The sequence below is a fragment of the Pseudomonas sp. AO-1 genome (assembly GCF_019775695.1).
GTDB classification, from domain to species: domain Bacteria; phylum Pseudomonadota; class Gammaproteobacteria; order Pseudomonadales; family Pseudomonadaceae; genus Aquipseudomonas; species Aquipseudomonas parakoreensis.
The window spans coordinates 6,101,727-6,124,969 of record NZ_CP079947.1; the positions used below are offsets into that span (position 1 = coordinate 6,101,727).

Sequence of the window (23,243 nt, forward strand, 5' to 3'; positions counted from 1 at the left end):
ATCGCAGCCTTCGGCAGCTCCTACAGGGAGTGTCAGTAACCGTTGGAGCCGTAATCGACGGTGAACTCGAAGTCGGTAACGCGCTCGACACCGGTTTCCAGCCGCCCATCCGGCAACAGCCGCAACCAGCGATAGCCCGGCGCCTGTTCGCCGACCTTGAAGTCGTGACTGCCCGGTTCGAACTGGATGCAGGTCGACGGTGAGGCCATCAGCCGTACGCCGTTGCGTTCGCGATCGATTTCCTGATGCACATGCCCCCACAGCACCGCGCGGGCCTGTGGAAAACGATCGAGCACGTCGAAAAACGCTTCCGGGTTGCGCAAGCCGATCGGCTCCATCCACGGGCATCCGATTGACACCGGATGATGATGGAAACACACCAGATGATGGCGCTCCGGGGCTTCGCTCAACGAACGGGCCAGCAGTTGCAGCTGATCGTCCTGCAGATAACCCGGCACCGAGCCCGGCACCGCCGAATCGAGCAAGGTCACGCGCCAGTTGCCGACATCGACCACCGATTCCAGCAATGCACTTTGCACCGCGGCCTGAGCCATGATTTGCGGTTCATCGTGATTGCCGGGAATCCAGCGCGCCGGCGCATCGATCTGCGCGGTCATCTGGCGAAACAGTTGATACGACTCAAGTGTTCCGTCCTGTGACAAATCACCCGTGGCCAGCATCAGGTCAATCCGCGGCTGCTGCTTGAGTACCTGTTCAATGACCTTTTGCAGACTCTCGCGGGTGTTCATGCCCAGCAGCGTGCCGTCCGCCTCGGCGAACAGGTGACTGTCGGATAACTGCACCAGCAACGCCGGATCGGCGGTGGTCAATGTGGATACGCTCGGCAAGGCGTTCTCCCAGGGCAAAAGCACGGAATCGGTTGAGTGCCGCAATTATGCTGGGGGATGGCGCAAAGGGGAAACCGGCGAACCGGACGCAGTTCACAACTAGCGTACGACTTCGTACTCGTGCCCCAGGGCCAGGCAATGGCTCAGCCATTCCCCCAGGAACAGATTGAGCTGGGCCTTTTCATCCGGCTGATGCATCGCGGCGTTCGGGTAAGGATAGATGCCACGAAAGCGTCGTGCATGTTCGGCGCTGATCACCTCGGCCATGCGCGCATCGTGATAGACCTGCACCTCCAGTTGCGGCACCGGCAACCACGGCAGACTGTGCTCCTGGCGCACCTGCAAAGTGGTGGTGTACGGGCAGGTCTGCAGCACTTCGAGGGCCAGCACGCCGAGCATCTGCTCGCCCTGAGTCACGGCGATGCGCCGCGCTTCGGGGTCGTTGCGCATGTCCGGCACCAGTCGCATCAGGCGCGCGTAGTTGGCCTCACAGGCGGCTTGCAGCCCCGCAAGGTCAACTCGATAACGATCGCGCAGCTTGTTTACGACCATAACCCCCTCACTTCGGCGCGGTTCAGCGCCAGCCATTGCAAGGCGATGATGCTCGCCGCATTGGCAATGCGTCCGTCACGGACGGCCTGCAAGGCATCTTCAAAGGCCCAGACCGTGACGCGGATATCTTCTGCTTCTTCCTCCAGCCCGTGCAGGCCGCCTACGCCGTCGGTGCTGCAGTGCCCCAGGTACAAATGCACGAACTCGTTGCTGCCGCCCGGCGACGGAAAATATTTGGTCATCGGCCACAGGGCCTTGATGTCCAGTCCAGCTTCCTCCTGTGCCTCGCGGTGAGCAACTTCTTCCGGCACTTCAACTTTGTCGATCAGACCGGCGACCAGCTCAACCAGCCACGGGTTGTCGGTCTTGCCCATGGCCCCGACGCGAAACTGCTCGAGCAGCACCACTTCGTCACGCTGCGGATCGTACGGCAGCAGGCACACGGCATCGTGGCGCACGAAGACTTCGCGGTTGATCTCGCGGCTCATGCCGCCGGCGAACAGCTCATGGCGCAGGTGCAAACGGTCGAGCTTGTAGAAGCCCTCGTAGCAGCGCTCGCGCTTTACGACGTCGACGTTGGCCGGAGTGGCGTTGGCAAAATCTGTCATGAGCATCCTCTCTTACTGCAAATCCCGATACGAGGTGCCTTGTGGTGACCGGCAACCTCGACTTCGCGCCATCCTAACGCGCCGGTGATGATTGATGCAGCCCCTTTACCGTCAGCGGGATGGACGGTGGCGGCGAAACCCACTCTAATTAGCTTAGTGGCGAACTGACTGCCTCGGCGAGAGTCGAAGCGGATAACTTTTTGCCTTCCCCTGTTTCAGAAAGGACGCCCATGTCGCTTTTCAAAATTGCCTCCGTGGCCGCCATCGCCCTGACCCTGGGTGCCTGCGCCAACCTGTTCCAGCCCAACTACCGCACGCCGCTGGAAACCACCCGCGACGCCTCGGAAACCCTGAAACCCGGCTGTTCCAACCCCGATTGTCCGCTGGTGAATATCGATACCGTGCACTTCGCGGCCGAGCCTGCACTGGACGGCATTATCGAAAAGCGCCTGCTGCAAATGACCCGCACCGAGCAGAACGCAGCGGTCGCGCCAACCCTGGCGGCCTATCGCGATCAATTCCTGCGCACCGCCGGCCCACGCAACAGCAGCTATCTGCAGGCCAAGGTACGCGAGCAGCATGACGGCTTGGTGATCATCGAGCTGTCGAGCTACCTCGACACCGGCGGCGCCCATGGCACCCCGGGGCGCGGCTTCATCAACTACTCGCGTCAGCAGCACAAGGTGCTGAACCTGTCGGACATGTTGCTGCCGGGTCAGGAAGACGCGTTCTGGAAGGCTGCGCAGGTGGCGCACAACAGTTGGCTGATCAGCACCAAGCTCGATCAGGAAGCGGATTTCGTGAAGAGCTGGCCGTTCGTGAAAACCCCGAACGTGGCGCTGACCTACGGTGGCGTGATCCTCAAGTACGACGTGAGCACCATCGCGCCTTACGCGCTGGGCCACGTCGAACTGAAGATTCCTTACCCGCGTCTGAACGGCATCCTCAAACCCGAGCTGTTTCCCGGCCGTAACTGAAAGCCCGGCCCAGCACCAGTTGCAACAGCCCTGCCAGCACCAGTGCCGGCAGGGTCGCGCCGACATCCGGATACAGATTCGCCAGCAAGTGGTAGGTGCTGATCCCGCCCAGCCACGCCAACAGCGCCGGCCAGCGCAATGCGGCTGACGCCACGTGGGCGCTGCGCTTACGCAGGATGAAGTGATCCACCAGCACTACGCCGAACAGCGGCGCGAACACCGAGCCGATCAGCAACAGGAAGTTCTGGTACTGCGCCAAGGGCGCCAGCAGTGCAATCAGAGTGCAGATCACGCCGATGGCCAAGGCCAGATGCTCGACCTTCAAACGCAACAGAATCCCGCTGGAAACCGCTGCCGAATGAATGTCGGCGAAAGCGTTTTCCGACTCATCCAGCAGAATCAGCAACAGCGGAATGCCCAGACCGGCCCCGGCCAGTGCCAGCAGCAACGCATTGACCTCACCGCTTGGCGCAAACGCCAGGGTGTAGGCCACGCCGAGGCTCATCAACCAGAAGTTGCCGACGAAGAAACCGATCGCCGTGCCGCCGAATACGTTTTTCGCGCGCTTGCCGAAACGCGAGTAATCGGCGATCAGCGGCAGCCACGACAGCGGCATCGCGATGGCAATATCGAAGCCCACGGCAAACGGCATCGAACCGTCCCCCGCACGCGCCCAGAGTGCCGCCAGATCAGCCTTGGCGAACAGATTCCAGGTCAGCCAGATGCACGCCGCCAGGATCAGCCAGATACCCCATTTGCGCAGGATCTTGCGCACGAACGTCAGCGGCCCGCTGACTGCGAGCAAGGTCGCCAGCGCACCGAAGCACAACGTCCAGAGCATCGGGCTGGCCCACAGCGAACCTTCGCTGAACGCGCGAGTGCCGAGCAGGCTGGCGGCATCGCGCATGACGATGATTTCGAACGACCCCCAACCGATCAGTTGCAAAAGGTTGAGCAGTGCCGGCAGGCTCGCGCCTTTGCTGCCGAGGCTCAGTTTAAGCGCGGCCATCGATGACAGGCCGGTGTCGCTGCCGATCACGCCGACGGCGGCCAGCAGCAACACGCCAACCAGCGTGCCGAGGAAGATCGCCAACAGCGAGCCGGAGAGGCCCAGACCGGGCGCGAGCAACGCGCCGGTCTGCAACACCATCAGGCCGATGCCGAGGGAGAACCACAGGGAAAACAGATCGCGACCGCCAAATACTCGCTTGTCGGCGGATACGGCGAGGTCGGGGGAATAAGTGCCGGGTTGAATGCTCAAGGGTGTTATCTCAGAGGGACATTTGTTGTTGTGTGTGATCAAGCTGGCCCATTTGTGGCGAGGGGATTCATCCCCGATGGGCTGCGAAGCAGCCCCAAAACCTGAGAACGCGGTACATCTGAAGGACCCGGTTCTCAAAATTGCGACTGCTGCGCAGTCGATCGGGGATAAATCCCCTCACCACAAAAGATCAGTCAGGGATCAGACTTTTTTATACAGCTGACTGCCTTCCTTCTTGAACCGCTCGGCCTGTTCCGCCAGGCCTTGGGCGACATCCACGTCGACCGCGTCGATCCGCTGGTTGGCCGCGTATTCGCGGACTTCCTGAGTGATCTTCATCGAGCAGAACTTCGGCCCACACATCGAACAGAAATGCGCGACCTTGGCCGAATCCTTCGGCAGGGTTTCGTCGTGATACGAACGCGCGGTGTCCGGGTCCAGACCGAGGTTGAACTGGTCTTCCCAACGGAATTCGAAACGCGCCTTGCTCAAGGCGTTGTCACGAATCTGCGCGCCCGGGTGTCCTTTGGCCAAGTCCGCTGCGTGGGCGGCGATCTTGTAGGTGATGATCCCGGTCTTCACGTCATCCTTGTTCGGCAGGCCCAAGTGCTCCTTCGGTGTCACGTAGCAGAGCATCGCGCAACCGAACCAGCCGATCATTGCCGCACCGATACCCGAGGTGATGTGGTCGTAACCCGGGGCGATGTCGGTGGTCAGCGGGCCGAGGGTGTAGAACGGCGCCTCGTCGCAGCACTCCAGCTGCTTGTCCATGTTTTCTTTGATCAACTGCATCGGCACGTGGCCCGGGCCTTCGATCATGCACTGCACGTCATGTTTCCAGGCGATCTTGGTCAGCTCGCCGAGGGTCTCCAGCTCGCCGAATTGCGCTTCGTCGTTGGCGTCGGCAATCGAGCCCGGACGCAGGCCATCGCCCAGCGAGAAGCTGACGTCGTAGGCCTTCATGATTTCGCAGATTTCGTCGAAGTGGGTGTAGAGGAAGTTCTCTTTGTGGTGCGCCAAACACCACTTGGCCATGATCGAACCACCACGGGACACGATGCCGGTCACGCGCTTGGCGGTCAGCGGCACGTAGCGCAACAGCACGCCGGCGTGGATGGTGAAGTAGTCGACGCCCTGCTCGGCCTGCTCGATCAGCGTGTCGCGGAACAGCTCCCAGGTCAGGTCTTCAGCGACGCCGTTGACCTTCTCCAGTGCCTGATAGATCGGCACGGTACCGATCGGCACCGGCGAGTTGCGGATAATCCACTCGCGGGTTTCGTGAATGTGTTTGCCGGTGGACAGGTCCATCACGGTGTCCGAGCCCCAGCGAATGCCCCAGGTCAGTTTCGCCACTTCTTCTTCGATGGACGAACCCAAGGCGCTGTTGCCGATGTTGCCGTTGATCTTCACCAGGAAGTTGCGGCCGATGATCATCGGTTCCAGTTCGACGTGGTTGATGTTGGCCGGAATGATCGCACGGCCGCGGGCGATCTCTTCGCGGACGAACTCAGGGGTGATTTCTTTCGGGATGCTCGCGCCGAAGCTGTGGCCGGCGTGTTGCTGAGTCAACAGGCCGGCGGCGCGGGCCTCTTGCAGCTTCATGTTTTCGCGGATGGCGACGTATTCCATCTCGGCGGTGATGATGCCTTTGCGCGCGTAGTGCATCTGGCTGACGTTGGCCCCGGCCTTGGCGCGGCGCGGGTTGTTGACGTGGGCAAAACGCAGTTTGGTCAGCTCCGGGTCCGCCAGACGTTCCTGACCGAAGTTGGAGCTCAGGCCTGGCAGACGCTCGGTGTCGCCACGGTCGTCGATCCACGCCGAACGCACGTCGCCCAGACCTTTGCGCACGTCGATCACCACGTTCGGATCGGTGTACGGGCCCGAGGTGTCGTAGACGGTAACCGGCGCGTTGATTTCGCCGCCGAAGTCGGTCGGCGTCACATCGAGGGTGATTTCGCGCATCGGCACGCGGATGTCCGGGCGCGAGCCCTGAACGTAGACTTTTTGCGAACGGGTGAACGGCTGAACCGACTGCTCATCGACCTTGGCCGAGTCACTCAGGTTGATCGCGTTTTTAGATTTTGTAGTCATCACGGGCTCTCCAGACAGCATCCAGGCAGTGGATTGTCGGAGCAGAACCTGAAAGGCACGGACGCACCAGAAAAGGTGCTGTGCATCGTCGTCGAGCGTTCGATTGTCGAACAATTTCCCGGACGAAGCACAAGAGGACTCGCCGGGTGACGAGAAATCTTGTTCCCTACGCAGGCGCTAACCTGATCAGGTTCAACGGGATCCGAAATTATTCGATCTCAGCCTCATAGCAAGGCACCCCGACAAGAACCCGGCCAGTCTAGACACAACCGGCAAAGAACGCCAACACCGCGGCAAACACCATGATGAATGGCGCAATTACCGGGACTTGCAGGATTGTTGCCGCACGATTGCGCAACTACACTCGCTTTGCCCTGCGCGCCTTGACGCTGCCGGGGCCGCGCCGTAGCCTTGGCGCGCACATTATTTCCGTAATATTTTTGCTAGGGATCGCCTCATGCTGCGCAAACTTTCACTGGCTCTTGCCGTGTCTTGTGCGTCCAACGCAATGGCCTGGGCAGCAGAAGCGCCCTTGTCGACCAAGACCGATCTGGTCAGCGTCTATCAGGAAGCCGTCGACAACAACGCCGATCTGGCCGCCGCCCGCGCCCAGTACGGCGCGCAGAAAGAAGTGGTGCCACAGGCCCGTGCCGGCTTGCTGCCGAACCTGTCCGGCGGCGCCGAAGTGGCGGATGTGCGCACCTCGATCGACCAGCCTTCAGCCATTGCCAATCGCAGCGCGCATTCCTATCAGGCGACTCTCGCCCAGCCGTTGTTTCGCGCCGACCGCTGGTTCCAGTACCAGGCCGCCAAGGACGTCAACGAACAGGCCGCCCTGCAACTCTCGGCCAGCGAACAGAACCTGATCCTGCAATCAGCCGAAAGCTACTTCAACGTGCTGCGCAGTCAGGACAACCTGGCTTCGACCAAGGCAGAAGAAGCCGCGTTCAAGCGTCAGCTCGACCAGTCCAACGAGCGCTTCGATGTCGGCCTGTCGGACAAGACCGACGTCCTGCAATCACAAGCCAGCTACGACACCGCGCGTGCCAACCGGATCGTTGCCCAGCGTCAGGTCGACGATGCCTTCGAAGCGCTGATCACCCTGACCAACCGTCAGTACAACTCGATTCAGGGCATCGTCCATACGTTGCCGATCCTGCCGCCGACACCCAACGACGCCAAGGCCTGGGTCGACACCGCCGCTAAACAGAACCTCAATCTGCTGGCGAGCAACTTTGCGGTCAGCTCCGCCGAACAGACCCTCAAGCAGCGCAAGGCCGGCCACTTGCCGACCCTCGACGCCGTGGCCAAATACGAAAAGGGTGACAACGACGCCCTCGGCTTCGCCAACCCTAACGCCTTCGGCACGCCGTACGGTGGCAACGTCGATCAACGCACGCTGGCGTTGCAACTGAACATTCCGATCTACAGCGGCGGGCTGACCAGTTCGCAAGTGCGCCAGTCCTATGCGCAACTGGATCAGAGCGAACAGCAGCGCGAAGCCCTGCGCCGGCAGATCGTCGAAAACACCCGCAACCTGCACCGCGCGGTGAACACCGATGTCGAGCAGGTACAGGCGCGGCGCCAGTCGATCATTTCCAACCAGAGCGCGGTGGAGGCCACGGAAATCGGTTATCAGGTGGGGACGCGCAACATCGTCGACGTGCTCGATGCTCAGCGCCAGCTGTACACCTCGGTGCGCAACTACAACAACACCCGTTACGACTACATCCTCGACAACCTGCGCTTGAAGCAGGCGGCGGGGACGTTGAATCCGGGTGATCTGGAAGACCTGCGACGTTATTTGAAGGCCGACTACAACCCGGACAAGGATTTCCTCCCGCCGGATCTGGCCAAAGCCGCCGAAGCACAGCTCAAGGCACGGCCGTAAACAATCTGAATAAATCCCCTGTGGCGAGGGGATTTATCCCCGATTCGACTGCGCAGCAGTCGTAAACCCGGCTTACCCGATCTGACTGAATCACCGAGGTGAATGGTTTGGGGGCTGCTGCGCAACCCATCGGGGATAAATCCCCTCGCCACAATGTTCCAAGCGACTATTTGATCAACCGGCCCAGCCCATCCAGCAGCCGCTGCAACGCTCCCTGATTACGGCGCATCACCGCCAGTCCCGCCTCGGCCATGCGCTGGGCATCGCGCGGCAATTCGAACAGGCGCTGCACTTCCACCGCCAGCCCTTCGGCATCATCCACTTCAGCCAATGCCCCGGCTTCACGCAATTGCGCGGCGATGTCGAGGAAGTTGAACAGGTGCGGGCCGCTGAGCACTGGTTTTGCCAACGCTGCTGGCTCCAGCAGATTGTGTCCACCGTTCGGCACCAGACTGCCGCCAACGAAGGCGCTGTCCGCCAACGCGTAAAGAAACAGTAATTCGCCCATGGTGTCGCCGAGCAGCACCGCGGTGTTTGCCTCGACATTGGCACCGGTGGAACGACGCACCGTGGCAAAGCCTTCTCGCTGGCATAACTCGAACACCGAATTGAAACGCTCGGGATGACGCGGCACCAGAATCAGCAGCGCATTCGGGTAATTCGCCAGCAGGCGACGATGGGCGTCGAGCACCACTTCGTCTTCGCCTTCGTGGGTGCTGGCGGCGATCCACACCGGGCGCTCCAGCGCCTGCCATTGGCCGCGCAACTCATGGGCGCGCTGCAGCAGTTGCGGATCGATGGTCAGGTCGAACTTGATCGAACCGGTGACCTCGACCGTCTGCGGTCGCGCGCCGAGATCTCGGAAGCGCTGGGCTTCAGCCTCGGTCTGCACCGCGAAAAAACTCATTTCAGCGAGCATCGGCGCGGTCAGCTTGCTGAAGCGCCCATAGCCCCGCGCCGAACGCTCGGACAAACGACCGTTAGCCAGCGCCACCGGTATCCCGCGTTTGGCGCACTGATGAATGTGGTTGGGCCACAGTTCGGTTTCCATGATCACCGCGAGTTTCGGTTTGGCGTGATCAAGAAAACGCGCCGCTGCGCACGGCAAGTCGTATGGCAGATAGCAATGCTGGATGCGCGGCTCGCTGGCGAACAGCGCCTGAATCCGCTCCGATCCGGTCGGGGTCATGCAGGTCACGGTGATCGGCAGCTGTGGATAACGCTGCAGCAAGGCGCGGATCATCGGCGCGGCGGCAATGCTTTCGCCCACAGACACCGCGTGCACCCAGATCCCGCCGGGTTGCAGTCTCGGCATCCCGTAAGAGAAGCGCTCGCCAATCCGTTTGGCATATGCCGGGGCCTTGCGCGAGCGCAGCCACAGCCGAATCGCCACCAATGGCAGCCCCAGGTAAAACAGCGCGGTGTAGAGAGTTCTATTCATGGCGGCGGAGTTTATCGACTTTTGTCGCCAATCGCCCGCAAGTGCACGGCAAAACGTTCGGCCAGCCAGCGCGCAGCCGGGCCGAGGGGTTCATCCCGGCGCCAGACCAGCTCCACCACCAACGCCGGCGGGGTCCATTCGCTGTCCAGTTCGACCATCAGGCCGTGATAGGCCGAATACTGCACCACATGCCGGGGTAGCCAGGCCCAGCCCAGATCCCGCACCAACCATTCGGCCATCACGTAGAAACTGTCAGCGCGCCAGACTTGCGGGCTGGCCGGTTCGTTGCCGGGGTAGACACTGGTCTGCGTCGACATCAGCAGTTGCCGATGCTGCGCCAGTTGCTGGCAGGTGACGTAGGACTGCGTCGCCAGCGGATGATTGATGCCGCAGACGGTGACCATTTCCACCCGGCCCAATACCCGACGCTCCAGCGCTTCGGGAATTTCGTCGTGATAGAACAGCAAGCCCAGATCGGCGCGGCGCTCGACCAGTTTGCGTGCGACTTCACCCTGGGCGGCGCTGGTCAGTTGCACTTCGAGGCTGGGAAATTGCTCGGCCAGCGCATCGAAGCTTTCCACCAGTGCCTGATACGGCATGGCTTCATCCTGAGCCACCCGAAGCTGCGCTTCCTGACCGCGCATCATCGCCATCGCCCGACCGTTCAGACGCTCGCATTGACGCAACACTTCTCGCGCCTCTTCGAGCAGCGCCTCGCCGGCTTCGGTGAGCCTGGGCTGGCGACCACTGCTACGCTCGAACAGGCTGACGCCCAGATCATCTTCCAGCAGGGCAATCGCGCTGCTGATCGCTGACTGCGCCTTGCGCTGCTGGCGTGCTACGGCGGAGAACGAGCGCTGTTCGGCGACGCTGACGAAGGCGCGCAATTGTTCCAGATTCCACTGGGTATTCATTGATCGACCCATCTTCAAAACAGATAGGTAATGACTTTACCGCATCTGGCGAATCACTAGAATGCCGCCTCAGCAAGCAACGTTTTACATGAGGATCTACACATGAACGCCTACGCCTTTCTGGCCATCGCCATCTGCGCCGAAGTGATCGCCACCGTTTCGATGAAAGCGGTCAAAGGCTTGAGCACCCCGCTGCCGCTGATCCTGGTGATCGTCGGCTACGGGATTGCTTTCTGGATGCTGACGCTGGTGGTGCGCACTGTGCCGGTGGGTGTCGCCTACGCCGTGTGGGCGGGCATGGGCATCGTCATGGTCAGCGTCGCGGCGCTGTTCATTTATGGGCAGAAACTGGACGTGCCAGCGATGCTCGGGATGGCGCTGATCGTGCTCGGCGTGGTGGTCATCCAGTTGTTCTCCAAGACCGCAGGGCATTGAAGAAAAAGATCGCAGCCTCTGAGCTCCTACATTGGAATGCATATCCCTGCAGGAGCTGCCGAAGGCTGCGATCTTTTTTCGCCTCTGAGCTCCGATCCCCGAGTCTGTATACTGCGCCCTCGTCTTGAACACTGAGGTCGTTGCATGCCATCCGTTATTTCCACCGACGTTCTGATTGTCGGCGCTGGTGTCGCCGGCCTCTGGCTGAACGCGCGTCTGCGCCGCCAGGGTTTTTCGACCGTGCTGGTGGAAAGCGCCAGCCTCGGCGGCGGGCAGAGTGTGAAGTCCCAGGGCATCATCCACGGCGGCGCCAAGTACGCGCTGCACGGTGCACTGACCGGCGCCTCGGAAGCCATCGCCGATATGCCGCGCCGCTGGCGTGAGGCGCTGGCCGGCAACGGCGAGCTGGACCTGTCCGGCGTGCGCGTGCTGTCCGAAGCGCATTACCTGTGGTCGCCCGGCACCCTCGCCGGCAACCTCACCAGTTTCTTCGCCAGTAAAGCCGTGCGTGGCCGAGTCGATCAGGTCAAGGGCGATCAACTGCCGCCGGCGCTGCAAGACAAGCGCTTCAAGGGCAAGGTCTATCGCCTCGCCGAGTTGGTGGTCGACGTGCCGAGCCTGATCCAGCGTCTGGCCGATCTGGCCGGCGACGGCCTGCTCGCCGGGCAAACCATTGAACCGCTGCTCGAAGCAGGCGTGCTGGTCGGTCTGAAGGTCGACGGTCGTGAAATCCACGCCCAGCGCATCGTCCTCAGCGCAGGGGCCGGCACCGCGCAGTTGCTGGAAGACCTGGGCCTGACCCAACCGGCGATGCAACGCCGACCGCTGCACATGATCATCGCCAAAGGCCCGAGCCTGAAGCCGTTGTACGCCCATTGCCTGGGTGGCGGCACCAAGCCGCGCATCACCGTCACGACTCACCCGGCCGCTGATGGCAACTGGGTCTGGTACCTGGGCGGCGACATTGCCGAGAGCGATGGTGTGGCCCGCGAGCCTGCCGAACAGATCGCCACCGCGCAGAAAGAACTCGGCCAATTGCTGCCGTGGATCGACCTGAGCCAGGTGCAATGGGCGACCTTGCGGGTGGATCGCGCCGAACCGCTGCAAACCGGTCTGACCCGCCCGGACAACGCCTTCCTTGCCGAGCAGGGTCGCCTGCTGGTGGGCTGGCCGACCAAACTGGCGCTGGCACCGGACTTTGCCGACCGGGTCATCGCCTCACTGGAGCGCGACGGCATTCAGCCGCAAGCTGCCGAACCATTGCCGGCGCTGCCAAAACCACCGATGGGCGTACCGGCCTGGGAGCAATTGTTGCCATGAGCGTAGCGACCCTGCACGAACTGCATCGCCCGCTGGGCAGCACCGGCCTGCTGGTGTCCCCGCTGGGCTTGGGCACAGTCAAACTGGGCCGCGACCAGGGTGTGAAATACCCCAACGGCTTCCAGATCCCCGACGATGACGCGGCACGCTTGCTGCTCAATCAGGCCAAAGGGTTGGGCATCAACCTGATCGACACTGCCCCGGCTTATGGCCGCAGCGAAGAACGCCTCGGCCCGTTGCTGCGCGGCCAGCGACAGGACTGGGTGATCGTCAGCAAGGTCGGTGAAGAGTTTGCCGACGGCCTGTCGCGCCATGACTTCAGTGCGGCGCATACACGGATGTCGGTCGAGCGCAGCCTGCAACGTCTTGAAACCGATTTTATCGACCTGGTGCTGGTGCACTCCGACGGCAACGATCTGGCGATCCTTGAGCATGAAGAGGTCTACGCCACCCTTGCCGCACTCAAGGCCGAGGGCAAGATTCGCGGGTTCGGTTTCTCCGGCAAAACCGTCGAAGGCGGGCTCAAGGCGCTGGAGCAAGGGGACTGCGCGATGGTCACCTACAATCTGAACGAACAGAACGAGAAGGCAGTCATTGACTATGCTGCTGCCCACGGCAAAGCCATTCTGGTGAAGAAGGCCTTGGCCAGCGGCCATGTGTGCCTGAGCCCCGGCGTGGATCCGGTACGCGCCAGCTTCGAGCTGTTGTTCCAGCAGCCCGGCGTGGCCAGTGCTATTGTCGGGACGATCAATCCGCTGCACCTCGCCCATAACGTTGCGACCGTTGCCCAGGTCCTTCGTGGTCACTGACGCCGCCCCGCGGCCTTAAGCAGGAGCCGACATGCCGCGTACGCTCATCAGAAAGAACCCGAGCAACTTCAAGACACTGCCGCTGTTCGTCGAGGCCACGCCCGAGGGTCTGAGCTATCAGAGCGTCGGCATGCCGCTGAATTTCGCCCAGACCTTGCAGCGGCGCAAACCGGTGAGCGTGGCGGATGCCGAGCGCTTCGCGGTGGAGCTGGCCAACCTCGGAGTCTCGGTGCGCCTGACCCTGCATTGGCAGAATCGCGACTACTGGGTGCTGGTGCGCCAGCGTCGGCAGGATCGCGGCGACGTGGTGCTCAAGCTGATTTCCGGTTACGTGCCAGCCCATGAGCTGAACATCCCGCTGCACACCGCGATTCAAGAGATTGCCGAAGAGTGCCTGCTGGAAACCCCGGAGGGCTGGCTCGGCGGGCGATTCAACGACACATGGCTGCCCGCGCCCTACTCGTCCGCCCTGCATTATCGCGAAGCGCTGCCGTTTCGCCTGACGCCGTTGTCCGGCTCGGCGCGGCCGGTGCGCTGCGCCAATCTGCAATTGCTCGAACGGCCCCGGGCCTATGTGCATTTGCCCACCGCGTCGCTGCAACTGATCTACGACCTGCGCCTGGAAGTACCAAAAGAAGCCAAATCGCTGAGCCTGTTTCATGTCGATGAGCGGCTGGAGGGTGATCAACTGGTGGCGCGCCTGGACCGCAAGCGTCCGGATCTGTACCTGATGCCGTTGCAGGATGGTGAGCCGCTGGCTGAGCTGTACACCTTGAAGAAAGGTCAGCTGTCTCCGGCCGGCACGCGCGGTCTGTATCTGGCCGAAAGTTTTGCCAGACAGGATGGCTGGCTGGTGCGTGAGGAGCGGATTCGCTGGAAGGACTGGCTGCGCCAGCAAGGCCTGACGCCGCCGGAGAAACCCACGGGCCTGGCGCGGTTGCGCGGCAAGGCGAAGCAACTGCTGAAGAAGATCGTACCGCGCAAGAAAGTCAGTTCCTGAAACGCAAAAGATCGCCGCTTGCGGCAGCTCCTGCAGGGAAGCGCATTCCAATGCAGAAGCTGCCGCAGGCGGCGATCTTTTTAGCTTGAATCAGTGACCGCGGATTTTCTCCACGATCGCCGTGGTCGAGCTGTTTTCCACCAGCCCCAGCACTTTCACCGTGCCGCCGTAAGCTTTGACGATGTCGGCGCCGACCACCTGGTCGATACCGTAATCACCACCCTTGACCAACACATCCGGTTTGACTTCGCGCAGCAGGTTTTCCGGGGTGCCTTCCGGGAAGCTGATCACCCAGTCCACCGCGCCGAGGCCGGCGAGGACCGCCATGCGGCGGTCGACACTGTTGATCGGACGCCCCGGCCCTTTCAGGCGGCTGACCGAGGCGTCATCGTTGATCGCCACGATCAGACGGTCGCCCTGGGCGCGCGCCTGCTCGAGGTAGGTCACGTGCCCGGCGTGCAGAATGTCAAAGCAGCCATTGGTGAAGACGATGCGCTCGTTATGCGCGCGAGCATCGGCCACTGCCAGTACCAGTTGCTCCAGCCCCAGCACACCGCGTTCCGAACCTTCTTCACGCTGGATCGCGCGACGCAGTTCCGGAGCGCTGATCGCTGCAGTACCGAGCTTGCCGACCACAATACCGGCGGCCAGGTTGGCCAGCGCCACCGCGTGCGGCAGTTCTTCACCGGCAGCAATTGCCGCCGCGAGGGTGGAAATCACCGTGTCACCGGCACCGGTCACATCGAACACTTCACGGGCACGGGCCGGCAGGTGCAACGCCGGATGCTCCGGACGCAGCAGGGTCATGCCGTGTTCGCCACGGGTGACCAGCAGCGCGCCGAGTTCGAGATCGTGCATCAGGGCGGCGCCCTTGCTCACCAGCTCGTGCTCATCGGCGCAACCACCGACGATGGCTTCGAATTCGCTGAGGTTCGGCGTGATCAGGCTGGCGCCACGGTAAATCGAAAAATCCTTGCCCTTGGGATCGGCCAGCACCGGAATGCCTTTGGCCCGGGCCGCCTGAATCAGGGCCTGATGGTTCTTCAGCGCGCCTTTGCCGTAGTCCGACAGCACCAGCACTTTGATGCCCTCAAGCAGATCATCGACCTGCGAGGCCAGGGCCAGCGCATCGGTGGCAAACGGTTCTTCGAAGTCGATACGCAGCAATTGCTGGTGCCGGCTCATGACCCGCAGTTTGACGATGGTCGGCTGATGCGCGATGCGCTGGAACAGGGCACGCACGCCCGCGCCCTTGAGACTGTTGCTCAGGCTGTCGGCGGCTTCGTCATCACCGGTCACTCCGACCAGCGACGCCGGCGCACCCAGCGCGGCAATGTTCAAGGCAACGTTGGCAGCACCGCCCGGACGGTCTTCGATTTGCTCGACTTTTACGACCGGAACCGGTGCCTCAGGGGAAATCCGTGAGGTTCCACCATGCCAGTAACGGTCGAGCATGACATCGCCGACCACCAAGACTGGGGCTTGATCGAATCGCGGCATGGACAACTTCATGGAGCAACCCACATACAAAATGAACAAGGGCGCGATATTAACACAGGGTTGGCGCAGGCTTGAGTGCAGCCTGCAACAGGATGAAACAGTCCGTTACTTTGCTCATTTTTTGAGCACCAGCGCCGCCAGTTGCTCACAGGATTCGGACAACTCCAGCGCCTCGGTGTCGATCTGCCACTCGGCTGCCAATGGCGCTTCGTAAGGGCTGTCCACACCCGTAAAGTGCTTGATCCTTCCTTCCCGCACGGCCTGATACAAACCCTTCGGATCGCGACGGGCGCAGACTTCCAGCGAAGTGCTGACGTGCACTTCAATGAACTCATCCTGCGCAAACAGCCTGCGCGCAGCGTCGCGCTCGGTGCGGAACGGCGAAATGGCCGCAACGATCACAATCAGCCCGGCGTCGACCATCAACCGCGCCACCTCGGCCATACGCCGGATGTTTTCCCGGCGGCAGAGGTCGCTCATGCCCAGGTCGCGGCACAGGCCATTGCGCACATTGTCGCCATCGAGCAGAAAGGTGTGCAGACCCGACGCATGCAGGTGCAGTTCGAGGGCATTGGCCAAGGTTGACTTACCGGCGCCGGAAAATCCGGTCAGCCACAGGCAGCGTGGGCGTTGCGCCTTGAGCGCTGCGCGGGCCTGATGTGACAACGCCAGACCGTAAGGCCGAATGGCCGGGGCTTGCATCGGCATTGACAGGTACTCATTCATAACCGAGCAACTCGTAATCACGCTGATAAACCCGACGCACCAGTCGCCGGGTGCGCACCGTACAGAACTCCCGCGCCGGCATCGTTTGCCTTTCCCGCGAGCCGTTGACGTGAGGCAACTCGCCAGTCAGCCCCAACTGTTCGCAAACCAGACGAAAATCCCGCGCCAGGTGCTCCTGATAACCGATGAAGTCCAGCGCCAGATGCCCCAGCGAATCGGTAAGAAAGTCGGTCTGTGCCGCAAAGTGCAATTGCCGGGCAATCGTTTCCGGATGCAGCCAGCGTGCGACAAAATCGTCGAAATCCCGGTACTGCCGCACCAACTGCTGCGCCGAATGGTCACGCGCGCTCAACTCGTTGCCACGCAAAAAGGCGTAGGCCGAATAGGCGCGCTCCAGCGGGTCGCGGACAAAGGCGAACTTGAAGGCGTTGGCGAACTGCTCGGGGAATTGCTCTTCGTACCAGTACAACGGCAAGTGCCCGGGACGCCAGCCGTCGAACAACGCCGTGCAAATGCTGCTGCCGGCACATTTCGGGACATGGATGAACAGGCAGGAGCGCTGCTGGAAGGGCTGGGGAAACGTCAGGTTGGCCGACATCGACTTGTTCACCACCTGCCGATCGACCACCGACAGGCGCCCGAGCAGAAAGGCTCGCTGCGGCTTGGGCAGCAGTTTCCAGAGATAGCGTTGCAACATGAAAGCACCCGCGCGACGGGGATGGCCCCCTCGATAAAAGTCAGAGTTCAGTGAGGAACCTTAACAAGCGCGGCGTCCGGATTTATTCCGGTTTGGTCAAGAAGGGTAAAGGTCTGGATACAAACGACTGTGGGAGCGAGCCTGCTCGCGATAGCGGGTGAACATGCGACACGGACGTCGTCTGTTGCAGTGCTTTCGCGAGCAGGCTCGCTCCCACAGGGCAGGGCCTGGAATCAGGCGATATCTTCGGCCGGCGCATCCAGGCCCATGGCGTTGAGGCGCGCGTAGTAACCATTTTGCGCCAGCAACTGATCATGGGTACCACGCTCGACAATCCGCCCCTGATCCATGACCAGAATCAGATCGGCCTTCTCGATGGTCGACAGACGGTGGGCGATCACCAGTGTGGTGCGACCCTTCATCACCTGATCCAGCGCGGCCTGAATATGCCGTTCGGATTCGGTGTCGAGCGCCGAGGTGGCCTCGTCGAGAATCAGCAACGGCGCGTTCTTGAGCAGCGCGCGGGCAATTGCCAGACGCTGGCGCTGGCCACCGGAAAGCAAGACGCCGTTCTCGCCGACCTGGGTGTCCAGGCCTTGCGGCAGTTGCGAAATGAAGTCCATCGCGTAGGCATCACGCGCGGCTTTCTCGATGTCTTCACGTGGCGCACCGGCCAGATCGCCATAAGCGATGTTATTGGCCACGGTGTCGCTGAACAGGGTGACGTGCTGGGTCACCTGAGCGATATGACGGCGCAGGTTGAGCAGCTTGTACTGCTCGATTTCCACATCGTCGATAAGGATTTCACCCTTGTCGTGGTGATAGAAACGTGGAATCAGGTTGGCCAGCGTTGACTTGCCGCTGCCGGAACGGCCGACCAGCGCGACCATCTGTCCCGGCTGGACCGAGAAGCTGATGTCGTCGAGCACCTGACGCTCGGTGCCCGGGTAGGTGAAGCTCAGGTTGCGCACGTCCAGGCGACCGCTCACCGAATCGCGCTCGACGGTGCCCGTATCGACTTCCGGCTCGACGTCCAGTTGCTCGAAGATGCTTTCGGCACCGGCCACGCCTTTCTGGATGGTCGAGCTGACCTCGGACAATTGACGGATCGGCTTGGGCAGCAGACCTGCCAGGGTGATGTAGGCGACCATGTCACCGGCCGAGGCGTCACCGCGCAGGAACAGCACGAGGAACATCAGCACCGCCATGGCGGTGTAGATCACCAGTTGCAGCATCGGCGTGTAGATTGCGCCGGTACGGGTCATGCGCAGTTGCTTGTCGGTGTTGCTCTGGCTGGCGTTGAGGAAACGTTGCTCTTCGTAAGCCTCGCCGCCGAAGCTGCGCACCACGCGATAACCCTGGATGGTTTCCGAGGCCACATGCGTGACATCGCCCATCGCCAGCTGGATCTTCTTGCTCTGCTTGCGGAATTTCTTGCTGGCGGTGCGCACCATTACGGCGATGAGCGGCAGGATCGCGACCATCACCAGAGTCAGCTTCCAGTTCATGAACAGCAGCGAGGCAAACAGGAAGATCACCGTCATGCCTTCACGGATTACGACCTTGATCGCATCTGTTGCCGCCCCCGTGACCATGGTCACGTTGAAGGTGATACGCGAAATCAGATGACCGGAGTTATGCTTGTCGAAATAGCGGTTGGGCAGCACCAGCAGGTTGTTGAACAACTGCACGCGCAAGTCATGCACCAGCCCGAGGGAAACCTTGGCCAGGAAGTAGTTGCCCAGATACGAGCCCAGCCCCTGCCACGCGGCGATCAGAATGATCAGCAGCGGGACGGCCTGCAGCAGTTGCAGGTCACGCAGGTAGGGCACAGAGGGAAACAGCACCGCTTCAGGATTGGACAGGCCATCGACAAAGTACTTGAGGATGTAGCCGAGCATCGGCTGCGTCGAGGCGAAAATCAGAAAGCCGACGATGCTGATCAGGAACAGACTGATGTACGGCCGGACGTAGCCGAGCAGGCGGAAGTAGATTTTCAAGCTCGAAGGGCTTGCGGCGGGACTGGAGTCGGTCATATCACGCGAAAGTCGATAAAAAGGACGCTGACTTTAGCACAGCTTCTTCAGGGTTCTGGCAATCGGCGAAAGGCTGTTATTGTTATGCACCTTTTCTGCATCAAATAGCCATCACTCGAATGGTCGATCAACCTCAGGAATGAATCTCACAGCATGCAACTTCGCGGCTTCAGCGGTACGTCCAATCGAGTTTTCGATTTCATTAGCCTGTGGATACTCCCCACCGGTTATTTCCTGCTCCTGTGCGCGCTGTTCTTTTTGCCGGGTCGAAGCCTTCATCACAAGTTGTTCTACGGGCTGTTCAGCATCCCGACACTGATCGCACTGTGCCTGCGCCCGCGTGAGCTCAAGGAGCTGCTGCGCGAGCCGATTTTCATCGCGGCCCTGCTGTTCGCTGCGTGGGCGTTGCTCAGCCTCGCCTGGGGGCCAGGCGGCGAGCCGCTCGGCGGAATGTTCAAGCCGCCACTGCATACCTTGCTGCTGTTTGCCGGCAGCTACCTGCTGGTGCGCTACCGCGCCGACATCCTGCAACCCTTGCTGTTCGGCGCAGCGCTGGTCGCCCTGATTGCAACCACCATTTTCCTGTTCATGTTCGCCCGGATCTATGAACCGGGGATGCGCCTGATTGGCGGCGGCGCCTTCGATAATCCGCTGCTCAGCTCTCACCTGTTCGGGTTCTTCAGCGCCTACTGGCTGAGCGTGACCATGACCTGCAAGCGCCGCCAGATGATGTGGCTCAGCGTACCGGCGATGGCCGTCATGTTCATGGCGGTGATCGGCACCGGCTCCAGAACGCCGCTGGTAGCACTGACCATGGCCGCGTTGTGGCTGTGTTTCATTTGCTGGAACCGACGTTCGGTAGGGTTATTGATCGCGCTGGCCCTGAGCGGCGCGACCGTTCTGACCCTGTTTGCGCAGATGATCATTGAACGAGGCGATTCCTACCGCCTGGAAATCTGGCAGAAAGTGCTGCACATGATTGCTGATCACCCCTGGATCGGCCATGGCTACAGCGCCAGCCTTTCCGTCGACCCCGGCAACGGTGTCAGTTTTCAGGAGCCGCACAGTTTTGTCCTGGGGGTCCTGTATTACGTCGGCATCATCGGCCTGCTTCCATGGCTGTTTTTCCTGCTATGGGGCCTGCTGAGCAGTTGGCGTCAGCGTGTACAGCCCATGCTGATCATTGCTTCGACCTGGCTGATATTCGGTATCGGCGCAGGCCTGACAGAAGGTGGCGGGATCATTTCGCGGCCCAAGGAGCACTGGTTCCTGCTGTGGATCCCGCTGGCACTGATCGCGGCGCTGAGCATCAATCAACGCGCGCGTCGGCTGTTGACCCTGCCCGTCCAAAAGCTGTCGGTGACAGGCCTTGAGCAATTGAGCCGCGAAGCCCGGATCATCGAAGAAGACGGCCTGGGCCCGAAAGTCCTGTGCCTGAGCGATGGCAGCTTCCTCAAACTGTTCCGTCGTCGCCGCTGGTACACCTCCGGCAGTTTCAACCCCTACTCCGAGCGGTTCGCAGTCAACAGCGAACAACTGCGCCAGATGGGAATTCCCACCCCGCAAGTACTGAACGTTTACCGTCTCGATGATGGCAGCAGTGCCGTGCATTACGCACCGTTGCCTGGCCACACCCTGCGTCAGGTACTGCAGAGCATTACCGCCCCGGCGGTGCGTCAGGCGTTGATCGAACGCTTCGGCAAATTCATGGCGCAATTGCATGAGAAAGGCGTGTACTTCCGCTCGCTGCACCTGGGCAACGTACTGGTACTGGAAGATGGCGAGTTCGGCTTGATTGATCTGGCCGACCTGCGCATCTACCCGACCCCGCTCAGCCTTTCGATGCGTCAACGCAATTTGCGTCATATGCAACGTTACACTGTCGACAAACGCTGGCTGTTCGAGGATCACCTCGATGCCCTGCTCCAGGGATACGCTGTGACGGCGTCCAAATCCGCAGTTGAAAACCTGCACAGGCAAGTGCTGGCCGGCAACGCCCCGGCCCGAGTTCAGTGATGATCGAAACCAATCCTCTTATTGCGCTGGCAGCCTACCTGCTGGCCATCGTCACCTCCGCGCTCCTGTTGCGCGCGGTGCCGAAAATTGCTCGGCACCTGCAGCATTCCGGCGAAAGCCGCTATGCGAGCATCGACGGTCTGCGCGGCTATCTGGCGTTTGGTGTGTTCGTGCACCATTCGATCATTACCTGGATCTTCTTGCGCACCGGCGTGATCGACTTCCCTCCGAGCAACTTCTATTCGATGCTGGGCCAGGGCAGCGTCGCGCTGTTCTTCATGATCACCGGGTTCCTGTTCTGGAGCCGCTTGCTCGCGCAAGGCCGCAACCATGACTGGCTGGCGTTCGGCGTCTCACGGGTATTTCGTCTGTACCCGCTGTACCTGCCATTGATGCTGCTGGTGTTCGTCTCGATCTTCCACTTGCAGAGCTGGCAGCTGAAAGAGCCGGGGCTGGAAGTGCTCAAGCAGGTTCTCGCCTGGCTGACGTTCGACCGCCCGGACATCAACCAGTACCGACACTCCGGCATGCTGATATCCAACGTCACCTGGACGCTGGCCTATGAAGTGTTTTTCTACCTGGCACTGCCATTGGCCGGACTGGTGTTCATCTACCGCGGCAGTTGGTTGCAAGTGGTGCTGTGCCTGATCGGCATCTACGCGCTGTACCAGATAATCGGTTGGGAGCATTCGCTGAAGAAACACTTTCTGGCGAGCTTCCTCGGCGGTATCGCTGCCGCGTACTGGATTCGCCGCCCGGCGCTCGTGGCATGGAGCCAGTCACGCCTGGCGAGCATCATCGCCGTGCTCGCGCTGGTGATTGCGTTCACCGCGTTCAGTCGGGCGTTCAAGACTGCGCCGCTGTTTTTGCTGACGCTGTTTTTCGTGATCGTGGCGTCCGGCAACAGCCTGTTCGGCGCGCTGAAACCACGCAGCATTCGCTGGCTCGGCGAAATCAGCTACAGCACTTACCTGCTGCACGGTTTCGTCCTGTGGCTGATGGTGCAACGGCTGCCGCTGCTGCTGGATATCGATGCGCGGGAAACTTCGGTGTACCTGCCCCTGGTGGCGATCTGCACGTGCCTGCTGATTCTGATCAGCAGCGTGACCTTCCTCTATATCGAGCAACCGGGCATGGCTGCCGGCAAGAAGGTTGTGCATTGGTTGCGCCAGCGCCAGAAGGGCGAAAAGCGCCTGCCGGAGAAAGTCGCTCGCTGAGTGCGAGCGACCATGACCTCAGTCCTTTTCCAGCGGAGAAAAGAGCAAACGCCCCAAGCCGCGCCAGGTTTTCTTGTTCCAGGCCTTGAACGGGATCTGTGCCAGCAGTTCGCGGGCCAGCTTGCGATTGCGGTTGGCGGTCTTGAGGAACATCGAGTTCAGCGCCTTGAAGCGTACTTCGTCATACAGCGGATGATCGCTGAACAGCGCATAGGTGCGCAGAATATTCTCGATCATGAAGCGATGGTTCTTGTACGAGTTGGTGGCGTGCTTGCGGTAACGCGCCATCACCACGTTCAAACCGTCGATGAAGTAACCGGCGCGGGTCACCTTCAGCTCGATGTACAGATCCTCAAGGCGAATCGTCGGATCGAACCCACCCACCTTGTCCAGCGCCTCACGACGGATCATCAGTGTTGGCGCCGGTGGATACGGCTTGCGCTCAAGGAACATATCGTCGAAATCCAGACGGCGGAACGGTACGTCGCGGCGCTGACGCTTCTCCGGGTAAAGGCTGCCATCGGCGTGCATCAATTCGATGTTGCCGGCGCAGATCCCGACTTCGGGCTTGCCGGCCATGTACGCCACCTGGGTGGCGATTCTCTCCGGGTACATGATGTCGTCGGAGCCGAATGGCACGATCAGACTGCCCTTCGAACGGGCGATAGCGCCATTGAGGGTATTGGTCAGGCCCTGATTCTGCTGCACACGAAAATCGAAACCGTACTGCGCCTGCAACGCGCTGATGCGTTCGACACTGTCGTCCTTCGAGCCATCATCGACCACCAGCAGCTCAATGTTCTTGTAGGTCTGATTGAGGACGCTGAGGATGCTTTCCTCGATGTACGGGCCGTGATTGTAGGAGGCGATGATCACCGTGACGAGGGCGTTGGCTTCACTCATG

Annotated in this window: 20 protein-coding genes and 1 riboswitch; of the genes, 8 read left to right on the plus strand and 12 right to left on the minus strand. The window is 61.2% G+C overall.

The features are described 5' to 3' along the window. Positions 1–32: 32 nt before the first annotated feature. The 3 genes from cpdA to KVQ82_RS27870 form a co-directional block, all read right to left on the minus strand. Positions 33–848, minus strand: a complete 816-nt coding sequence (cpdA, locus tag KVQ82_RS27860) for a 3',5'-cyclic-AMP phosphodiesterase (RefSeq protein WP_222017012.1) — start codon at positions 846–848, stop codon at positions 33–35. Positions 849–947: 99 nt separating this feature from the next. Continuing rightward, positions 948–1,400, minus strand: a complete 453-nt coding sequence (locus KVQ82_RS27865; RefSeq protein WP_007967395.1) for a DUF1249 domain-containing protein — start codon at positions 1,398–1,400, stop codon at positions 948–950. After that, positions 1,391–2,008 carry an NUDIX domain-containing protein gene (locus KVQ82_RS27870; protein WP_041065772.1) on the minus strand — a complete coding sequence of 206 codons (618 nt, stop codon included), beginning with the start codon at positions 2,006–2,008 and terminating at the stop codon, positions 1,391–1,393. The genes KVQ82_RS27865 and KVQ82_RS27870 overlap by 10 nt, the downstream gene beginning before the upstream one ends. Positions 2,009–2,238: 230 nt before the next feature. Between KVQ82_RS27870 and KVQ82_RS27875 the strand changes: the two genes are divergently transcribed. After that, entirely contained in the window at positions 2,239–2,985 is a 747-nt protein-coding gene (locus KVQ82_RS27875) for an RsiV family protein (protein ID WP_041065775.1), read from the plus strand. On the opposite strand, the gene cytX is transcribed toward KVQ82_RS27875, so the two are convergent. Continuing rightward, positions 2,954–4,246, minus strand: coding sequence for a putative hydroxymethylpyrimidine transporter CytX (cytX, locus tag KVQ82_RS27880; RefSeq protein ID WP_108181499.1), 1,293 nt, complete (start codon positions 4,244–4,246; stop codon positions 2,954–2,956). The two genes, KVQ82_RS27875 and cytX, sit on opposite strands and share 32 nt — an antisense overlap. Before the next feature lie 201 nt (positions 4,247–4,447). Further along, entirely contained in the window at positions 4,448–6,337 is a 1,890-nt protein-coding gene (gene thiC / locus KVQ82_RS27885) for a phosphomethylpyrimidine synthase ThiC (protein WP_041065780.1), read from the minus strand. Positions 6,338–6,483: 146 nt separating this feature from the next. Beyond that, positions 6,484–6,589: riboswitch (TPP riboswitch) on the minus strand. Between the two features lie 205 nt (positions 6,590–6,794). Between thiC and KVQ82_RS27890 the strand changes: the two genes are divergently transcribed. Further along, positions 6,795–8,228, plus strand: coding sequence for a TolC family outer membrane protein (locus KVQ82_RS27890; protein WP_041065783.1), 1,434 nt, complete (start codon positions 6,795–6,797; stop codon positions 8,226–8,228). 166 nt (positions 8,229–8,394) lie between these two features. Here KVQ82_RS27890 and waaA read toward each other — a convergent pair whose 3' ends face one another. Further along, positions 8,395–9,669, minus strand: a complete 1,275-nt coding sequence (gene waaA / locus KVQ82_RS27895; RefSeq protein WP_222017014.1) for a lipid IV(A) 3-deoxy-D-manno-octulosonic acid transferase — start codon at positions 9,667–9,669, stop codon at positions 8,395–8,397. A gap of 11 nt (positions 9,670–9,680) precedes the next feature. Continuing rightward, positions 9,681–10,583, minus strand: coding sequence for a LysR family transcriptional regulator (locus KVQ82_RS27900; protein ID WP_222017017.1), 903 nt, complete (start codon positions 10,581–10,583; stop codon positions 9,681–9,683). A 102-nt stretch (positions 10,584–10,685) separates the two neighbouring features. On the opposite strand from KVQ82_RS27900, the gene KVQ82_RS27905 reads away from it, so the two are divergent. From KVQ82_RS27905 to KVQ82_RS27920, 4 genes are all read left to right on the plus strand, one after another. Then, entirely contained in the window at positions 10,686–11,018 is a 333-nt protein-coding gene (locus tag KVQ82_RS27905) for a multidrug efflux SMR transporter (RefSeq protein ID WP_003221050.1), read from the plus strand. Positions 11,019–11,162: 144 nt separating this feature from the next. Then, on the plus strand, positions 11,163–12,338 hold the full coding sequence (locus tag KVQ82_RS27910) for an FAD-binding oxidoreductase (protein ID WP_222017019.1): 1,176 nt from the start codon (positions 11,163–11,165) through the stop codon (positions 12,336–12,338). After that, positions 12,335–13,147: an aldo/keto reductase gene (locus KVQ82_RS27915; RefSeq protein WP_182403552.1), complete on the plus strand. Its 813-nt coding sequence runs from the start codon at positions 12,335–12,337 to the stop codon at positions 13,145–13,147. The genes KVQ82_RS27910 and KVQ82_RS27915 overlap by 4 nt, the downstream gene beginning before the upstream one ends. 31 nt (positions 13,148–13,178) lie before the next feature. Beyond that, a complete protein-coding gene (locus tag KVQ82_RS27920; RefSeq protein WP_041065799.1) occupies positions 13,179–14,147 on the plus strand; it encodes a hypothetical protein in 969 nt (322 codons plus the stop codon). A 90-nt stretch (positions 14,148–14,237) separates the two neighbouring features. Here the strand turns inward: KVQ82_RS27920 and hldE are convergent, their stop codons facing one another. From hldE to msbA, 4 genes are all read right to left on the minus strand, one after another. Then, the gene (gene hldE / locus KVQ82_RS27925) at positions 14,238–15,659 is read right to left on the minus strand and encodes a bifunctional D-glycero-beta-D-manno-heptose-7-phosphate kinase/D-glycero-beta-D-manno-heptose 1-phosphate adenylyltransferase HldE (RefSeq protein ID WP_041065802.1); all 1,422 of its coding nucleotides are present in this window, start codon (positions 15,657–15,659) and stop codon (positions 14,238–14,240) included. A gap of 102 nt (positions 15,660–15,761) precedes the next feature. Next, complete coding sequence (gene cysC / locus KVQ82_RS27930) at positions 15,762–16,373, minus strand: adenylyl-sulfate kinase (protein WP_222017023.1); 612 nt, start codon at positions 16,371–16,373, stop codon at positions 15,762–15,764. Further along, positions 16,366–17,070, minus strand: a complete 705-nt coding sequence (locus tag KVQ82_RS27935; RefSeq protein WP_222017026.1) for a sulfotransferase family 2 domain-containing protein — start codon at positions 17,068–17,070, stop codon at positions 16,366–16,368. Before KVQ82_RS27935 ends, cysC begins: the two co-directional genes overlap by 8 nt. 233 nt (positions 17,071–17,303) lie before the next feature. After that, on the minus strand, positions 17,304–19,106 hold the full coding sequence (gene msbA / locus KVQ82_RS27940) for a lipid A export permease/ATP-binding protein MsbA (protein WP_041065811.1): 1,803 nt from the start codon (positions 19,104–19,106) through the stop codon (positions 17,304–17,306). A 153-nt stretch (positions 19,107–19,259) separates the two neighbouring features. Between msbA and KVQ82_RS27945 the strand changes: the two genes are divergently transcribed. Next, positions 19,260–21,122 carry a bifunctional O-antigen ligase/aminoglycoside phosphotransferase family protein gene (locus KVQ82_RS27945; protein WP_108181492.1) on the plus strand — a complete coding sequence of 621 codons (1,863 nt, stop codon included), beginning with the start codon at positions 19,260–19,262 and terminating at the stop codon, positions 21,120–21,122. After that, on the plus strand, positions 21,122–22,339 hold the full coding sequence (locus KVQ82_RS27950; protein ID WP_108181491.1) for an acyltransferase: 1,218 nt from the start codon (positions 21,122–21,124) through the stop codon (positions 22,337–22,339). Before KVQ82_RS27945 ends, KVQ82_RS27950 begins: the two co-directional genes overlap by 1 nt. An 18-nt stretch (positions 22,340–22,357) precedes the next feature. Here the strand turns inward: KVQ82_RS27950 and KVQ82_RS27955 are convergent, their stop codons facing one another. Beyond that, positions 22,358–23,242 carry a glycosyltransferase gene (locus KVQ82_RS27955; protein ID WP_041065906.1) on the minus strand — a complete coding sequence of 295 codons (885 nt, stop codon included), beginning with the start codon at positions 23,240–23,242 and terminating at the stop codon, positions 22,358–22,360. Position 23,243: the final 1 nt, after the last annotated feature.

Coding starts and splice junctions, on each gene's coding strand:
- KVQ82_RS27865 (WP_007967395.1), bottom strand. CDS start 1,400: ATGGTCGTAAACAAGCTGCGCGATCGTTATCGAGTTGACCTTGCGGGG.
- KVQ82_RS27870 (WP_041065772.1), bottom strand. CDS start 2,008: ATGACAGATTTTGCCAACGCCACTCCGGCCAACGTCGACGTCGTAAAG.
- KVQ82_RS27875 (WP_041065775.1), top strand. CDS start 2,239: ATGTCGCTTTTCAAAATTGCCTCCGTGGCCGCCATCGCCCTGACCCTG.
- thiC (WP_041065780.1), bottom strand. CDS start 6,337: ATGACTACAAAATCTAAAAACGCGATCAACCTGAGTGACTCGGCCAAG.
- KVQ82_RS27890 (WP_041065783.1), top strand. CDS start 6,795: ATGCTGCGCAAACTTTCACTGGCTCTTGCCGTGTCTTGTGCGTCCAAC.
- waaA (WP_222017014.1), bottom strand. CDS start 9,669: ATGAATAGAACTCTCTACACCGCGCTGTTTTACCTGGGGCTGCCATTG.
- KVQ82_RS27900 (WP_222017017.1), bottom strand. CDS start 10,583: ATGAATACCCAGTGGAATCTGGAACAATTGCGCGCCTTCGTCAGCGTC.
- KVQ82_RS27905 (WP_003221050.1), top strand. CDS start 10,686: ATGAACGCCTACGCCTTTCTGGCCATCGCCATCTGCGCCGAAGTGATC.
- KVQ82_RS27910 (WP_222017019.1), top strand. CDS start 11,163: ATGCCATCCGTTATTTCCACCGACGTTCTGATTGTCGGCGCTGGTGTC.
- KVQ82_RS27915 (WP_182403552.1), top strand. CDS start 12,335: ATGAGCGTAGCGACCCTGCACGAACTGCATCGCCCGCTGGGCAGCACC.
- KVQ82_RS27920 (WP_041065799.1), top strand. CDS start 13,179: ATGCCGCGTACGCTCATCAGAAAGAACCCGAGCAACTTCAAGACACTG.
- hldE (WP_041065802.1), bottom strand. CDS start 15,659: ATGAAGTTGTCCATGCCGCGATTCGATCAAGCCCCAGTCTTGGTGGTC.
- cysC (WP_222017023.1), bottom strand. CDS start 16,373: ATGAATGAGTACCTGTCAATGCCGATGCAAGCCCCGGCCATTCGGCCT.
- KVQ82_RS27935 (WP_222017026.1), bottom strand. CDS start 17,070: ATGTTGCAACGCTATCTCTGGAAACTGCTGCCCAAGCCGCAGCGAGCC.
- msbA (WP_041065811.1), bottom strand. CDS start 19,106: ATGACCGACTCCAGTCCCGCCGCAAGCCCTTCGAGCTTGAAAATCTAC.
- KVQ82_RS27945 (WP_108181492.1), top strand. CDS start 19,260: ATGCAACTTCGCGGCTTCAGCGGTACGTCCAATCGAGTTTTCGATTTC.
- KVQ82_RS27950 (WP_108181491.1), top strand. CDS start 21,122: ATGATCGAAACCAATCCTCTTATTGCGCTGGCAGCCTACCTGCTGGCC.
- KVQ82_RS27955 (WP_041065906.1), bottom strand. CDS start 23,242: ATGAGTGAAGCCAACGCCCTCGTCACGGTGATCATCGCCTCCTACAAT.